Below are 14,822 nucleotides of genomic sequence, written 5' to 3' on the forward strand. Positions count from 1 at the left end.
GTTCAAGAATATATCCATGAGCAACTTCAGCCCGGAAGCGCGGGCACGTATCGACGCCAAGTTCCGCGAGCTGGTAGGCCGCATGCAGGATTCCGTCTCCCGGCGGTCGGACTTCATGGCCAGTATTTCAGACTCGTCCTTTGTAGCAGAAGATATCCACAACCTCTTGAGCCATGCGGATCGCGAAAGCGACGCCCTGGACGCAAATCGAACGGCATTTGAAGAAAAGATCGAGATGATCACCAACAAGCTGAAGAAGGGTGTCTCCAACCTGAACGATGACACACGCAAAAACCTGCTGGCCGACCTCGACCGGTTGGAGATCATGCTGATTGAGAACGAAAGCAAGTTTTACAAGAATCAGAACGACTACCGCGAGATCATCAGTACGTTGAAAGACACTTACTTCGATGTGCAAAACCTCGAAGAGCGACTTTCCATCACGCAACAAAAGCGGGCCGAAGAGCAACAGCTCTTTCAGCAACGACTCCTGACGACCATCGGCATCCTGATTGTATTTGGTGTATTGATCGTGTTGCTCATATCGTTCAGTGGCAGGTTGCGCCGACAACGGGAAGCACTGCGTGTAGCCAACGAAGAGGTTACGACCATCAACGAAAACCTGGAAGCCATCGTCGTGAAGCGGACGCTGTCGCTGGAGCAATCGAACCGCGAGCTCGATACATTCTTATACCGCGCCTCGCACGACCTGCGCTCGCCCATCAGCTCGATCCTGGGGCTATGTCACCTCGGCGAAAAAATGGCCACAGCCGAACTTGTCGGAAGAGTCAAAGGTGTCGTACTGAAAATGGACCGCATGCTGAAGAAACTTATTGAGACCAGCGAGATCAGCCAGGAGGCCCAGAAGGTTACCAGGTTTTGTGTTCGCGGCGTGATCGGAGAGGTGCAGACCCGGTTAGCAACCGAGATCGCCGCGAGCGGGGTAGAGTTTCACGTCGATTGCCACGACGGCATACACCTTCACTCCAGCGCGACGCTGGTAAAGACCATCCTGGCAAACCTCGTCGAAAACGCTCTGTATTTCAGCCGCCTGCGTAGCACCGAGCATGCACGCGTAGAAGTAAAAGTAGCGGCAGAAGGAAACACCCTCCAACTCACGGTATACGACAACGGCGTAGGCATCGATGACGGCATCCGCACCGACGTATTCAACATGTTCTTCATCGGTCACGAGTCATCAAAGGGAAGCGGCCTGGGACTCTATGTGGCCCGAAAAGCCGCCCAGGCATTGGATGGCAAAATCGATGTCACATCAGAATCCGGCCGGTATACAAAATTTACCGTCATACTACCCGTCAGCGTTTAACACCAACACGCGCGCCGGCTTTACCACTACGCGGTGAAGCCGGCCATTCTGTAATAAGCTTTACGAGCATCGCCACCTGCTTCTCGCGATTCAACGGCAACGTATTCCCTACCAACGCATACCCCTCCGCATAGGGAATCAACAAACTAACAATCTCATTCGCCTGCGGAAAAATCTCTTCCATCAACCCGATCATCCACTGCGCATAGTTCCTATAATACTCTTCCAATGTAGCCTTCAGCGCCGCATCCCGGCTCGACAGCGCCCAGATCTCCCGGAAGATCACATTGAACTCCTGGTTGTCACACACCACCAACACCTCGATCACCCGTTTCAGAAAAGCCCGGGACGACTCCGGATCCTTCGGCAACACCAGCGCCCTGTCCGCCTGGATGAGCTCCTGGCACGTAGTAAAAAATTGCGCGACGGTAGCCTGTATCAGCTCGGCCTTGCCCGGAAAATAATATTGCAGGTTGCTGAGCGTAATGCCACACGCCGCAGCGACCTTCCGCAGGGTCAGGCCTTCACTGCCCTCGTCCCGCAAGAGCTGGATAGTCTGGTCGATAATCAACCGGGTACGCTCGTCTCGCTTGGTCATCAGAAATTTTTTAAAGCACTTGTATAAATAGGTCACTTGACCTACATTTGTTTGGTCACTTGACCTAAACAAAGGTACTGTACCGGATCGTCACATCCAACCTTGACGCGTGGGAAGGGTGTGCCTGGCGGTAAAAATTCGTGTAACAACTAACTTCAGAGAAATCATGCAAATCGTAAATAAACTTTACGGCTACGGCCGCCCTGTGGGCAAAACCATTATCGTTTTATTGTCCGCGTTCTTCATTGTACACTCGGCGCGTTTCTTCAGCCTGTCGCCCGACGTGCTGGGCAAATACTTACCGTATACCTGGGCCATTCTGGGCCACATCGCCGGTGGCGCCGTGGCGCTGGTGGCCGGTCCATTTCTATTCTGGAAATCCCTCCGCCAAAAATACCGGCGTACACACCGTATCATTGGCCAGGCCTATACCATCGGTGTTTTGTTCGCGGCTTTTGGCGCCTTGATATTAGTCAGCACCACCGCGCTGTCGTTAGGCCTCTCTTATATCGTGTCGCTGCACGCCCTGGGCGCCACCTGGACCATAACAACCGTGTTAGCCTGGCGCATGGCCGTCACCAAACAATTTAAGCTCCACGAAGAGTGGGCCACGCGCAGCTATATCGTCACCATGGCGTTTGTCATTCAAAGCGTTGTATACATGCTGCCGATCACACAACAGCTCGGCGCGGCGAACGCCATCGGCGAAGTGCTGGCAACGATCATCTGGGTCTCCTGGACAGGCCCCATGTTCCTGTACGACATGATCCTCAGCTTCCAGAAAAGATCAAGGCAGCCGGCCCCTGCGTTGTAGTTTTGGACAATGACAGGCGCCAGCAAGTGCTTTATTGTGTATCTTTCGCATTCACGCCATCCCGCATGAACGCCAAAGCGATCCTACAATCCCACATCGCCAAAACCACCTCCTTGTCCGACGACGAGTTTGACTACTTCTTCTCACACTTCAAACCGCAGTCGTACAAAAAAGGACAAACCATCATTTTCCCCGGCGACGCCGTAGAGCACGAATACTTTGTACTGGACGGATGCCTGAAGTCGTTTTACCAAACCGACCAGGGCAAGATGTTTATTCTCCAATTCGCCATGCCCACCTGGTGGGCATCCGACTATGAGGCACTCTACAACGGCACGCGCGCCACCACGCATGTGGACTGTATCACCACGAGCGAGGTACTGTGCCTGTCCAGCGCCGACCGGGAAAAACTCTGCCGGGAACTACACACCATCGAATCCTTTTTTCGCTGGCGGACCAACCGGGGCTATGTAGCCGCGCAAAAGCGCCTTTTATCCTTCATGCACCATGATGCGCGTCAGCGTTATGAAGAGGTGTTGAAATTATACCCGCAGCTCTACAACGTTGTGCCCAAACAGCTCATCGCCGCCTACCTGGGCGTATCGCGCGAGACGCTGAGCCGTCTATACCAGCCATAGTGGTGTGATGTAGGTCACATTATTGGACTGTGCTCCACCGATTGTGATGTAGATCACACGATCGCGTCAACTCCTCCCATCATGTTTGTGTTGTTCAAGCAAACACAAACACTGAGCACTATGAAAAAGCAAACAATTATTATTACCGGCGCTTCCTCTGGCATCGGCAAAGCCCTGGCTCACTATTTCCTGGCAAAAGGAGATAACGTGGTGATCAACTCGGCCACGGCCAGCAAACTGAAACAAACCTACGACGAGTTGGGTGGTGGCGGCAACCTGGCCTTTGTACCCGGCGACATCCGCGACAAAGCCGTAGGCGAGCTGCTCGTCAAGACTGCCGTCGACCGGTTCGGCTCTGCCGATGTCCTGATCAACAACGCCGGGATCTTTGAGTCCAGGCCGTTCCTGGAAGTGGACGAAGCTTACCTCGACAAATTCTTGAATACTAACCTGAAGGGAACGTACTTTACTACGCAGGCAGTCATTCCGCAGATGTTGAAGCAAAAAGATGGTGTGGTCATCAACATCGGCACACCCATCGTGGGCCATGCATTGGGCGGTGTACCGGTAACGGCGGCCATGGCGAGCAAAGGAGCCATCCATGCGCTGACCCTGCAGCTGGCGGCAGAGTTTGGTGCGCAGAACATCCGCACAAACACCGTTGCGCCCGGCGTGATCCGTACACCCATGCACGGCGACAACGCCGACCAGATGGCAGGCTTGCACCTGATGAAGCGCGTGGGGGAAGTGAACGATGTAGCCGAGATGGTATATACCGTGGCCAAAAGCCAGTTCGTAAACGGTGCGATCATCAACGTGGATGGCGGCTTTGGCGCCGGGCACCACGTTGGATAAAAAAATAGAAACGACAATGCTATGTGGTATAACACGAAGGCAACCGAAATACTGGGCATTCAATACCCGATCTTGCAGGGACCATTCGGCGGTGGCTTGTCCACCGTCGAGCTGGTTACGGCGGTATCGCGGGCAGGTGGTTTGGGAGGGTATGGCGCGTATACGTTAAGCCCGCAAGAGATCGTCGACGTCGACAAGAAGATTCGACACGCAACCGACAAACCGTATAACCTCAACCTGTGGGTGTCGGATACCGACGCCATACAAGGTATAGCAACGGACGATGTATACGAACGCGTCAAGACGCAGTTCAAACCCTACTTCGACGAAGCCGGCATCGCCGTGCCTGAAAAGCCCAGGCCTTTCCAATCGCGCTACGAAAACCAGTTGCAAGTAGTGCTCGACATTCGTCCAAAGGTATTCAGCTTTATGTTTGGCATACCGTCGGCCGACGTGCTCGAACAATGCCGTCGGCTGGGGATCAAACTGGTGGGCGCGGCCACCACGTTAGACGAAGCCCTTGCGCTGGACAACGCCGGCGTGGACATGATCATCGCCTCGGGCTTTGAGGCCGGCGGCCACCGCCCCTCATTCCTGGCGCCCGCAGAACAGTCGACAACGGGCACCTTCGTGTTGGTACAGCTCATGCGGGAAAAAGTGAAAGCACCGATCATTGCTGCCGGCGGTATTGCCAACGGCCGCGGTATAGCCGCCGCGTTGACATTGGGAGCCGATGCTGCGCAAGTGGGCACCGCCTTCCTGGCCGTGGACGAATCGGGCGCATTGCCGGCACACCGGGCCGCCCTATTTTCCGACGCAGCCCGGCACACCACCTTGTCCCGTGCCTTTACCGGAAGACTCGGACGCGGGATTACCACGCGTGTTGCCCAAGACCTGATAGGCCAGGAGAAAAACATCCTGCCATTTCCCTTACAGACCACCTTCATGTCGTCGCTCCGGCAGGCAGCGTTAGCCCAAAAGAAACACGACATGATATTGTTCTGGGGTGGACAGATCGCACCGATCTTAAAGCATACGAAAGCAGCCGGCCTTATGCAGTCGCTGATCGCGGAAACTTCGGCGTTCTTATCACGATAATACTTTTTTAGATAACTTGGACCGTTCGCTGGCATCCGCCGGCGGGCGGTCTTGTTCATTTATCTGATAGTAAGGTGTTTGAAGTATTTAAAGCATATATTCTGCAACGGGCCACGATAAGCGAAGAAGCACTGGCCCAGATAGAAGCCGTGTCCCGCGTCCGGAAATTCCGCAAAAAGCAATACTTGTTGCAGGAGGGAGATGTGTGCCATTTGCACGCCTTTATTACGAAAGGGTTGATGCGTACCTACTCCGTGGACGATAGTGGCAACGAGCATATCATCCGTTTTGCAATGGAAAACTGGTGGATCAGCGATCGCGAGAGTCTGCTCTCCGGGCAACCATCCCGGTTTAACATTGACGCCATCGAAGAGTCGGAAGTAGTCGTGTTCGAAAAAGCAGACATGGAACACCTCACCGAAACCATACCGGCCTTTAACCAGATGATCAACAACATCCTGAACAAGAGCTTTGTCGTTTCCCAGACCCGGATCCACGAGTCGATCAGCACCAATGCAGAAGAGAAATACCAGAACTTTGTCAAGCGGTATCCCGAATTCGCACTGCGGGTGCCACAAGGCATGATCGCCTCTTACCTGGGCATCACCCCGGAGACCCTCAGCCGTCTGCGTCGCCTTAAACACTAAGATGCTCATGTCTCTTGACAAATGTCAAAAAAGCAATCGATCTACATCAAATTCTTTCTTACCAAACGTCATCGTTCCACAGAGCACGTGTCATGCAATTTTGTTTCGTTAACCAGATAATAAGGTTGGCGCAAAACACAAAATTATATGACACGCAAATTAGAGAACAAAGTCGCCGTAATCACCGGCGCAACCAGCGGCATGGCACTGGCCACGGCAAAAACATTTGTAGAAGAAGGTGCTTATGTATTTATTACCGGCCGTCGCCAGGATCAGCTCGACGCCGCTGTAAAAGAGATCGGACGTAACGTAACCGGTGTTCGCGCGGACTCGGGCAACCTGGAAGACATCGATCGTCTATATGAAATCGTAAAAAAAGAAAAAGGACGTATTGATGTGCTCTTTGCCAGTGCCGGTGTTGGCCACTTTGGTATCGGTGTGGATGCGATCCAGCCAGAGGAATATACCCGGGTATTTGACGTCAACGTGCGGGGTACCATCTTTACCGTACAAAAGGCCCTGCCACTCCTGAGCGAAGGTGCGTCTATCATCCTGAACGGCTCGATTGCCACTGTCAAAGCACTCCCCGGCATGGGCGTATACAGTGCCAGCAAGGCAGCTGTCCGTTCGCTGGCCCGCACCTGGACGCTCGAGCTTCAGCCCCGTAAGATTCGTGTCAACGTATTAAGCCCGGGCTCGATCGATACAAACACCTTTGCCGGTGTACCGCAGGAAACCATTGAAACGTTAAAGAAAAATATCCCCATGGGACGTTTCGGAAAGTCAGAAGAGATTGCAGCAACCGCGCTGTTCCTGGGCTCCGGCGACTCGAGCTTTATATCCGGTATAGAATTGTTCGTCGACGGCGGAACCGCGCAGATATAATACGGAAGACGGTACTATGAAAGAGCAAACCGTTTTAACGATCGCCATGACCGCCGGCGCAGAAGGATGTCCGTTGCAGGCCCTGTTAAAGACGCTGCCAGAAACAGCAGCAGTCTATACAGAACCTGGCCTGACAGTCCTGCGTGTGGCGCCGGGTGTGTTGTTGGAATTGCACGGAATGGGATCGTGTATACCGGCTCATTTCAATGAGCAGCGTCCTGTCTTGCTCAGCTTTCGCGTCGGAGATTTAAAAAGCACTGTGGACCTTTTGATCAGCAAAGGGGCCACGGTGCTGCTCTCCGCAGCGGCGGAAGAAGGGTGCATGTGTATGAGCCACGTACAGCTTGCCAACGGCCAGATCTTCGGTTTCTTTGAAGAAAAAGTTGTTTAGTCACAGAAAAACACCATGGGAAGCATGTAGGAAAAAAAGTATACCCAAACGATAAAGAAAAGCTGTAGTGGAATTCCACCGGTTGACTGTTTGAGCAAAGTAAGATTGACGGTTTAAACAAAGCACCACGGGGCATGTCCACGCTAATTTTGTTCCAACAAATTCAGAAACAACTATGGAACAAAACAATTATCAAGGCGCGTTGCAACAGCCCCTGGGCTCAGGCTTTAACGCTACTTCAACAGCGAGCGAAGTACTCGATGGTAAGAACCTCACCGGAACAACGGTCATCATCACGGGTGGCTACGCCGGCATCGGGTTGGAAACTACCCGCGTGTTGGCAGAGGCGGGTGCGACCGTAATCGCCCCGGCGCGTGACCCCGAAAAGGCCCGTAAAAATCTCGAAGGCATACCCAACGTAACCGTCGAGCTGATGGACCTGATGGACCCGAGCTCGATCGATACCTTTGCGACCAACTTCGTAAAGTTAGGCAGACCGTTACACCTGCTGATCAACAATGCCGGTATCATGTGGGTGCCGCTGCGATACGATCAGCGTGGTCACGAGTCACAGTTGGCGACCAATCACCTCGGCCACTTCCAGCTGACGGCCCGTCTCTGGCCCGCGCTCAAAAAAGCAAAAGGCGCCCGGGTAGTTACCGTGTCGTCGTATGGCCACCAGATGGCGCCGTTCAACTTCGAAGATCCGGATTTCAGACACCGCGACTATGAAACCCTGCAAGGCTATGGACAATCGAAGACCGCCAACAACCTGTTCACCGTCGAGCTCGACCGCCGCGCCCGGGCGCACAAGGTTCGCGCGTACGTACTACACCCCGGCGCCGTAAACGGTACCGATCTGGCCCGTGAAGCGCCGATCGCGCTCTTCCAACAAATGGGCATTATCGACGAAGCCGGCAACCTGAAACCCGAAGTGGAGGCCAGACTTAAAACACTGCCCCAGGGCGCTGCCACGACCGTATGGTGTGCCACCAGCCCGCAGCTGAGCGACCTCGGTGGCGTATACTGCGAAGACGCCGACGTGGCCGAACTGGACCTCGGCAACCTGTCACCAAACTACGAAGACCCCTCAACGCAACGCGGCGTACAGCCGTACTCCCTGGACGAAGCCAATGCCAAACGTTTGTGGTCGCTCAGCGAGGAAATGACGGGCATAACGTTCCCGGTTGATTGATCCTATAAATCATTCATTAACTTTGTTTATGCCGTCGTGCAGGCAACCAGCGCGCGGTTACATGCGTCCTGTCAAACAACAAAAGACTCATGGACTTTCAAACAAACTATATCACCCCTGACATCAAGCTGGCCTGCTATTCGGATAAGCCCTTTAAAGCAGAGGCGTTGTTCGATGACCACATGCTCATCTGGTTTATCGCGGGTGGGGCCAAGATCATCCAGGCCGACGAAACATATACGTTCCAGGCCGGCGATATCTTCCTCCTCCCGCGAAACCAGCTGTCATCGGTCATCATCTACCCCAAGGACGGCCAGCCACACAAGTCGGTGGCCATGCACCTGCCGGAAAGACGACTGCGCAAGTTCTATGAAGGTGTGACAACAACGTCACCGGCCATGGTATCGCAGAAGATCCGCTACTTCGAGCAACATCCCCTGTTGAAAAGTTGTTTTACTTCTCTCATACCGTATTTCGAAGTAGAAGAGCAATTCCCCGAAAACATTGCCGCGCTCAAGATTCAAGAGGCGATCAGCATTCTGCGCATCATCGATCCCGAGATTGACGGCATCCTGGCCAACTTCGACGAGCCCGGCAAGATCGACCTGGCCGGCTTCATGGAAAAGAACTACATGTTCAATATGCCCATGCAAAAGTTCAGCTACCTCACCGGCCGCAGCCTCTCCACCTTCAACCGTGATTTCAAAAAACACTATCAGGTCACGCCCCAGCGCTGGCTCACCCAAAAACGCCTGGAGCTGGCACACTATCAGATCCGCGAAAAACGACGGAAACCCGTGGAGGTATATTTAGAAGTAGGCTTTGAAGACCTGTCGCATTTCTCCCTGGCGTTCAAAAAGCAGTTCGGCTATCCACCCACCAACCTGGTAAACCATTCCACTGCCCGCTAGGTCTGGTGCCATGGCTCCGCCGACTACCTTCGTCCAACACGCCAGTCGCCGGTGCCAATCCCAGCCATATAAAATATCAAATTTAGATTGCTGCTGCAACCAAAACCCGCTCATGGGCGTCTGATCTAATAAGCGACACATCCCCGACCGCAGGCGGACAAGATTTACCTATATTCGAACACTCGTTGGCCCGGCGCACAGCATACCCGTGGCCTGGAGGCGTAAAACGGGCCGTCACAGGCCTGGCATAGGGAATGTTAAGCGTAGACATATGTATAAAAGCCTATCATGAGAAATAGCCGTTATTTTTTCTTCCTGTTGCTGATCGCGCTTGGAAGTATTGCCCCAGCCGTACAGGCACAGGACACCGTTCTTAACCTTTCCTTCCAAAGTCGGCTTGACTCGATCCGGTCCACCATTCTGAACCAAAAGCGATTGATTCAGGTATTTACGCCCTCGGGGTATAAAGCCGGAAGCACGGATACCTACGATGTGATGTATGTATTGGATGGAGGCAACTGGAACACAGGGCTCATTACGCGGGTGCAGAGCTTCGTGCAAGGTGAAGGCTATGTGCCGCAGACGATCATTGTAAGTGTGTTGGGAATCGACCGAAACAAAGACCTGACGCCGACGCACCTGGAAAGTTGGAAAACGTCTGGCGGTGGCGATAACTTCCTGCGGTTTATCAAAGAGGAGCTGATCCCGTATGTAAACAAAACGTATCCATCCAACGGCGATAATACACTCTGGGGGCATTCGCTCGGCGGACTGTTTGTAACCTACGCCATGTTGAAAGAGCCCGCGACGTTCAAGTCCTACATCGCGGTCGATCCCAGCATGTGGTGGGATAAGTGTTATGTACCCAAAATGGCTGCGAGCCGGTTGGGCGCGCTGGCAGGGTTGAATGCGACACTCTATGTCAGCGGGCGTGACGAGGCCGGAATGAAGGAGATGAAAGTTGATACCCTGGATGCCGTGTTAAAAAGCCATGCGCCGGCAGACCTGCACTGGAAAGTAGTATCATACCCGGGCGAGTCGCACAGCTCCGTGCGATTGAAGACCACCTACGATGGCTTGCGATTTAACTATACCGGGCTCGTCGGCAACATCGAGTTTCACCCCATGAACGGGCTGGTGTTGAAAGACAAGCCCATTAAGCTTTGGTACTTCGAAGATACCACGAGCGTTCGCTACACCCTAAATGGCACGATGCCAACTCTTACCTCTGCCAAAATACAACCCGAGCTTACACTGACCGGCGGCGGTAAGGTTACCTATACACGCTTTACACAACGGAGCCGGTATAATAAAAGCACGACGGGTATTTTTACAGTCACCACGCCGCTTCGGCCGGCAGCGAAGCAAAAGAATTTGATGCCGGGCGGCTTTCGTTATAGTTACTATGAAGGCGACTGGAGCACCTGGCCGGATCTCAAAGGTGTAAAGCCGACGAAAACCGGCATTACTGATCACAATTTTAATCCAGACGAGCTGCCACGGAAAAAGGATTATGCCATCGTGGTCGAAGGATTTCTGGAAACCACCGAAGAAGGGTACCATATTTTTATAATGGAGGCCGACAAAGGCACAAAATTTTACCTGGGCAACCGACTATTGATGCAATGGGACGGCGGCTATACGCGGCGAGCAGACAGTTATATCATTCCATTGTCGAAAGGGCTTTACCCCATACGTATCGAATACCTCCATAAGAAAGAGGATTTCAAGCTACGGTTGGCTTACCTCACGCCCAGCCGGATCGACACAAAAGATCCTCAGCCCATCCCGGACGCAGTACAGTACCGTCCGGCACCATAGGCAAGTACGGAGGTTTGTTCGCATTTGGGCCGCCCCAATTGTGGCGGCGGGCTGTAACCTGACAGGTAAAGACGCTGTCTAAGGCATTGACAGTTAAAACACTTGCGATATGCTCAGGAGCTACGTTACCATCGGATGGAGAAATATCTTGAAGTACAAGACTTTCTCGTTTATCAATGTATTCGGCCTTGCCATCGCCATGTCGGTGTGCATGCTCATCATGCTCATGCTGGCGGATCATAAGCGTTATGATCAATTTCACGAAAAGAAAGACCGCATATACCGGATCCTGTCAGATCGCCCCGGCAGCAAGGCGCCGTCAGCCACCACGCCCTCGCCACTGGCAAATGCCCTAAAGACCGACTACCCCGTCGTAGAAGAATCAACGCAGCTCAGAAGAGGAGTCGGGGGTGATCTTCTGTACAATGGCACGACGGTGGAGGCACGCGGCTATTTTGTCGATGCGTCTTTTTTCAACGTCTTCAGTTACGATGTTACCGGCGGAAATGTACAGCGCATGCTGGCCACACCCAATACCATGGTGATATCGACCGCGCTCGCACAGCAACTATTCAACGGTGCGGAGCCGGTTGGAAAAATCGTTGACCTGAACAATCGGGGCCTTTCGATGCTAGGGGATGGAGAACCGGGCATCGCCGTGCCTTGGGGCAGTTATACCATCACCGGTGTCGTAAAAGACAAAGGGCATCGCTCACACCTGAAATTCGACGTATTACTTTCTGCCGCTTCGCTGCCGGCGTTGTATGCTGCCGGGAAAATAGGCGATAACAGCAACGATTGGGTCCATGATTTTTCAGTCTATACATATGCCGTGACGGCAGACGGTAAAACTGAAGAAGAGCTTACCGCAGCGCTGCAGGATATCGTCACGCGCCGGTATGCCGGGCAGGAAGACATGAAAGGATTCGCGCTGACGCAGCAGCAGCTCACCGCCATCACACCGGGCATACTCGTGAGCAACGCGCCGGGGTACACGCTTCCGCTGATGGCCTATTATTTCCTATCCCTGCTGGCCCTGATTATCATGGTGTCGGCGTGCCTGAATTATACAAACCTCTCGACTGCCCGCGCACTGACCCGTATGAAAGAGATCGGAGTTCGCAAAGTGACGGGTGCCCACAGAAAAAATCTCATTCTCCAGTTCCTCAGCGAGTCAATGCTCACGTCGTTGATGGCACTGGGCATGGCCCTGATCCTTTTGGTCATCATTAAACCGGCCTTCCTGGGACTGTGGGTCAATCGTTACCTGGATTTTAGCTTACATGCAAATAGTAATGTTTACCTGATGTTTATAGGCTTCTCCCTGGTCATTGGGCTAATGGCCGGTCTTTATCCGGCACTGCACTTGTCAAAATACCAACCTGCCCGGGCGTTAAAGAATCTGGATACACTCCGGCCGGGTAAACTGGGCGTGCGCAGGGTGTTGAGTGTTTCGCAGTTTGTTGTGTCACTTTTTTTCATTACAACGGTGGTGCTGATCTACAACCAGTTCCGGCACTATCTTGATTTTGAATATGGATTCAATGCGAAGAACGTTGTCAATATCTCGTTACAAGGCAATGACCATCGGCGGGTGATACACGAATTCCTGACGGTATCGGGTGTTGCCTCCGTCTCGGCTTCTGATATCATTCCTGCTACCAACGTACAAAACGGTGTGAGCTTGCGCGTGGCGGGAAGCGACGTAGAATATACCAGGTTCGGCGTGTTGCTCACGGATGATCATTTCCTCGGCAACCTCGGGCTTAGCCTGGTAGCGGGTGAGAACATGAACGTATCCGGCGATTCCACCAGCCGGTTCGTGCTGGTGAATGAAGCCGCCGTGCACGCTTTAGGCTACGCTCATGCGCCTGACATCGTAGGGGAAATGCTTCAGTCTAAAGGTGGGACCGAGGAATTTACGGTTGTAGGGGTAACGAAAGATTTTCAGCATACGGCACTGGTGAACGAAGATGGCGTCAGCCCGATGGTACTCCGTTACCAGCCGGAAAGTTTCGGGTATGTGAGTGTCAGGATGGTTTCCGATAATGCCGCCGGCACGCTCTTGCAGTTAGAAAATAGATGGAAAGCGATTGACCCGGTGAACCCCTTTCGGTATGATTTCTATGAGGACCAGCTCGATGCCATGTATCGTGGTTTTTTCGATGTTGTTACCATTCTTGGGTTCATTGCCTTTCTGGCAGTTGTTATCGCGTGCCTTGGCTTGTTGGGTATGGCGATGTATATAACCGAAAGACGACGCAAGGAAGTAGGCATCCGTAAAATTTTGGGTGCTAACGATTCGAGTATTGCCCTATTACTGTCGAAGTCCTTTTTTAAAGTACTGGGGGTAGCGATATGCATTGGCGGACCCTTGAGTTATTTTATAAACAACCTTTGGCTCCAGTCTTTGCCAAACCGGGTAGGCTTCGGGTTAGGAACAGTCCTGATAGCGATCAGTACATTACTCGTGTTGGGACTCGTCACCGTCGGCACACAGACCTTGCGCGCTTCGCGGAGTAACCCGGTGCAGACGTTGAAAATGGATTGATGATGCAAACCAGGTATAACTACCGGCGAAGGGCTTCGCGTACTTTTGGTGCGATGCGGGTTCCGTAAATCTCGATCGCTTTCATGAGAGAGGCGTGGGAAGGCCCGCCCACATCCAGGTGTGCCGAGAAGCGTGTGATGCCGAACAGCTCGTGCATGTGCAGGATCTTGTCGATGGCTTCATTCGCATCCCCAAAGAGATAAGCACCTTCGTTGCCCCGCCCATAGTCGAACTGGTCGCGTTGGAACGGTGGCCATCCGCGCGTGCGGCCCACCCGGTTCATTTGTGCGGAGTACACGGGGTAGTACTCGTCGGCCGTTTGGGCGCTGTTCTCGCCAAAGAAGCTGTGCATATGTACACCCACCCGAAATTTGGTCATGTCGTGGCCGAAGCTCTCGTACAGCTCTTTATAATATTGAAACAGCGGCTGGAACTGTGCCGGGTTGCCACCGATAATAGCAAAGACAACCGGTAGGCCCAGTTTGCCGGCGCGGACAACCGACTGGGGCGTGCCACCCAGGGCAAGCCAGATATCCAGGTGATCGTTGAGCGGCCGGGGTAGTACCTCTTGCTCTTGCAGGGGTGCACGGTATTTTCCCTTCCATGTGATGGGCTGCTGCCGGTCGATCTGCAGCAGCAGCTCGAGCTTCTCGTCGAACAGGGCATCGTAATCGTTCAGATTAAAACCATATAGCGGAAACGATTCGATGAAGCTGCCGCGACCGGCCATGAGCTCGGCCCGGCCGTTGCTAAGCTGGTCTATCGTCGCAAAGCTTTGGTATATCCGTACAGGGTCCGATGAGCTCAGCACTGTGACGGCGCTGCCCAGTTTAATCTTTTTCGTAACGGTGGCCGCCGCTGCCAGGATGATCTCCGGCACCGACACGGCATAGTCAGGACGATGATGCTCGCCGATACCGAAAAAATCGATGCCCACTTCGTCCATCAGCTTGATCTCTTCGATCAGCTCCCGCAACCGCTCACCCGCCGCCAGGGGTTTCCCGCTTGTGTCGTAGTGATTGTCTCCAAACATGCCAATGCCTAGTTCCATATGTCTCATTTTATGATTATATCCAATCGTACGAGTGGTA

14 protein-coding genes are annotated in these 14,822 nt (G+C 53.2%); 12 read left to right on the forward strand and 2 right to left on the reverse strand.

Going from position 1 to position 14,822, the window contains the following annotated elements; translation table 11 throughout:
* The coding region (locus tag KK062_RS03660) for a sensor histidine kinase (RefSeq protein ID WP_254082893.1) at positions 1-1,327 on the forward strand (1,327 nt) is incomplete at its 5' end.
* On the opposite strand, the gene KK062_RS03665 is transcribed toward KK062_RS03660, so the two are convergent.
* Entirely contained in the window at positions 1,317-1,925 is a 609-nt protein-coding gene (locus KK062_RS03665; protein ID WP_254082894.1) for a TetR/AcrR family transcriptional regulator, read from the reverse strand. The genes KK062_RS03660 and KK062_RS03665 overlap by 11 nt on opposite strands.
* A 166-nt stretch (positions 1,926-2,091) precedes the next feature.
* Here KK062_RS03665 and KK062_RS03670 point away from each other — a divergent pair, with 166 nt between their 5' ends.
* The 11 genes from KK062_RS03670 (at position 2,092) to KK062_RS03720 (ending at position 13,731) form a co-directional block, all read left to right on the forward strand.
* Positions 2,092-2,739 carry a DUF2306 domain-containing protein gene (locus KK062_RS03670; RefSeq protein WP_254082895.1) on the forward strand — a complete coding sequence of 216 codons (648 nt, stop codon included), beginning with the start codon at positions 2,092-2,094 and terminating at the stop codon, positions 2,737-2,739.
* A gap of 65 nt (positions 2,740-2,804) precedes the next feature.
* Positions 2,805-3,377, forward strand: a complete 573-nt coding sequence (locus KK062_RS03675) for a Crp/Fnr family transcriptional regulator (RefSeq protein WP_254082896.1) — start codon at positions 2,805-2,807, stop codon at positions 3,375-3,377.
* Between the two features lie 120 nt (positions 3,378-3,497).
* Positions 3,498-4,232 carry an SDR family NAD(P)-dependent oxidoreductase gene (locus tag KK062_RS03680; protein ID WP_254082897.1) on the forward strand — a complete coding sequence of 245 codons (735 nt, stop codon included), beginning with the start codon at positions 3,498-3,500 and terminating at the stop codon, positions 4,230-4,232.
* 21 nt (positions 4,233-4,253) lie between these two features.
* Positions 4,254-5,330 carry an NAD(P)H-dependent flavin oxidoreductase gene (locus tag KK062_RS03685; protein WP_254082898.1) on the forward strand — a complete coding sequence of 359 codons (1,077 nt, stop codon included), beginning with the start codon at positions 4,254-4,256 and terminating at the stop codon, positions 5,328-5,330.
* Between the two features lie 74 nt (positions 5,331-5,404).
* Positions 5,405-5,977, forward strand: coding sequence for a Crp/Fnr family transcriptional regulator (locus tag KK062_RS03690; protein WP_254082899.1), 573 nt, complete (start codon positions 5,405-5,407; stop codon positions 5,975-5,977).
* Positions 5,978-6,124: 147 nt separating this feature from the next.
* On the forward strand, positions 6,125-6,862 hold the full coding sequence (locus KK062_RS03695; RefSeq protein ID WP_254082900.1) for an SDR family NAD(P)-dependent oxidoreductase: 738 nt from the start codon (positions 6,125-6,127) through the stop codon (positions 6,860-6,862).
* Positions 6,863-6,878: 16 nt separating this feature from the next.
* Complete coding sequence (locus KK062_RS03700) at positions 6,879-7,253, forward strand: hypothetical protein (RefSeq protein ID WP_254082901.1); 375 nt, start codon at positions 6,879-6,881, stop codon at positions 7,251-7,253.
* 175 nt (positions 7,254-7,428) lie between these two features.
* Positions 7,429-8,448, forward strand: a complete 1,020-nt coding sequence (locus tag KK062_RS03705; RefSeq protein WP_254082902.1) for an SDR family NAD(P)-dependent oxidoreductase — start codon at positions 7,429-7,431, stop codon at positions 8,446-8,448.
* Between the two features lie 89 nt (positions 8,449-8,537).
* Positions 8,538-9,359, forward strand: a complete 822-nt coding sequence (locus KK062_RS03710; RefSeq protein WP_254082903.1) for an AraC family transcriptional regulator — start codon at positions 8,538-8,540, stop codon at positions 9,357-9,359.
* Between the two features lie 288 nt (positions 9,360-9,647).
* The gene (locus KK062_RS03715; RefSeq protein WP_254082904.1) at positions 9,648-11,180 is read left to right on the forward strand and encodes an alpha/beta hydrolase-fold protein; all 1,533 of its coding nucleotides are present in this window, start codon (positions 9,648-9,650) and stop codon (positions 11,178-11,180) included.
* 109 nt (positions 11,181-11,289) lie between these two features.
* Positions 11,290-13,731, forward strand: a complete 2,442-nt coding sequence (locus tag KK062_RS03720; protein ID WP_254082905.1) for an ABC transporter permease — start codon at positions 11,290-11,292, stop codon at positions 13,729-13,731.
* Positions 13,732-13,750: 19 nt separating this feature from the next.
* Here the strand turns inward: KK062_RS03720 and KK062_RS03725 are convergent, their stop codons facing one another.
* Positions 13,751-14,782 (reverse strand): LLM class flavin-dependent oxidoreductase, encoded by a 1,032-nt coding sequence (locus tag KK062_RS03725; protein ID WP_254082906.1) that lies wholly within the window; start codon positions 14,780-14,782, stop codon positions 13,751-13,753.
* Between the last annotated feature and the right edge of the window lie 40 nt (positions 14,783-14,822).

Origin of the sequence: Dawidia cretensis, assembly GCF_018598175.1 — a bacterium.
GTDB lineage: Bacteria > Bacteroidota > Bacteroidia > Cytophagales > Cyclobacteriaceae > Ohtaekwangia > Ohtaekwangia cretensis.

Excerpts from the sequence above, each read along its gene's own strand:
- KK062_RS03710 (WP_254082903.1), top strand. The coding sequence starts at position 8,538 with ATGGACTTTCAAACAAACTATATCACCCCTGACATCAAGCTGGCCTGC.
- KK062_RS03695 (WP_254082900.1), top strand. The coding sequence starts at position 6,125 with ATGACACGCAAATTAGAGAACAAAGTCGCCGTAATCACCGGCGCAACC.
- KK062_RS03720 (WP_254082905.1), top strand. The coding sequence starts at position 11,290 with ATGCTCAGGAGCTACGTTACCATCGGATGGAGAAATATCTTGAAGTAC.
- KK062_RS03705 (WP_254082902.1), top strand. The coding sequence starts at position 7,429 with ATGGAACAAAACAATTATCAAGGCGCGTTGCAACAGCCCCTGGGCTCA.
- KK062_RS03670 (WP_254082895.1), top strand. The coding sequence starts at position 2,092 with ATGCAAATCGTAAATAAACTTTACGGCTACGGCCGCCCTGTGGGCAAA.
- KK062_RS03715 (WP_254082904.1), top strand. The coding sequence starts at position 9,648 with ATGAGAAATAGCCGTTATTTTTTCTTCCTGTTGCTGATCGCGCTTGGA.
- KK062_RS03700 (WP_254082901.1), top strand. The coding sequence starts at position 6,879 with ATGAAAGAGCAAACCGTTTTAACGATCGCCATGACCGCCGGCGCAGAA.
- KK062_RS03680 (WP_254082897.1), top strand. The coding sequence starts at position 3,498 with ATGAAAAAGCAAACAATTATTATTACCGGCGCTTCCTCTGGCATCGGC.
- KK062_RS03685 (WP_254082898.1), top strand. The coding sequence starts at position 4,254 with ATGTGGTATAACACGAAGGCAACCGAAATACTGGGCATTCAATACCCG.
- KK062_RS03665 (WP_254082894.1), bottom strand. The coding sequence starts at position 1,925 with ATGACCAAGCGAGACGAGCGTACCCGGTTGATTATCGACCAGACTATC.
- KK062_RS03675 (WP_254082896.1), top strand. The coding sequence starts at position 2,805 with ATGAACGCCAAAGCGATCCTACAATCCCACATCGCCAAAACCACCTCC.
- KK062_RS03725 (WP_254082906.1), bottom strand. The coding sequence starts at position 14,782 with ATGGAACTAGGCATTGGCATGTTTGGAGACAATCACTACGACACAAGC.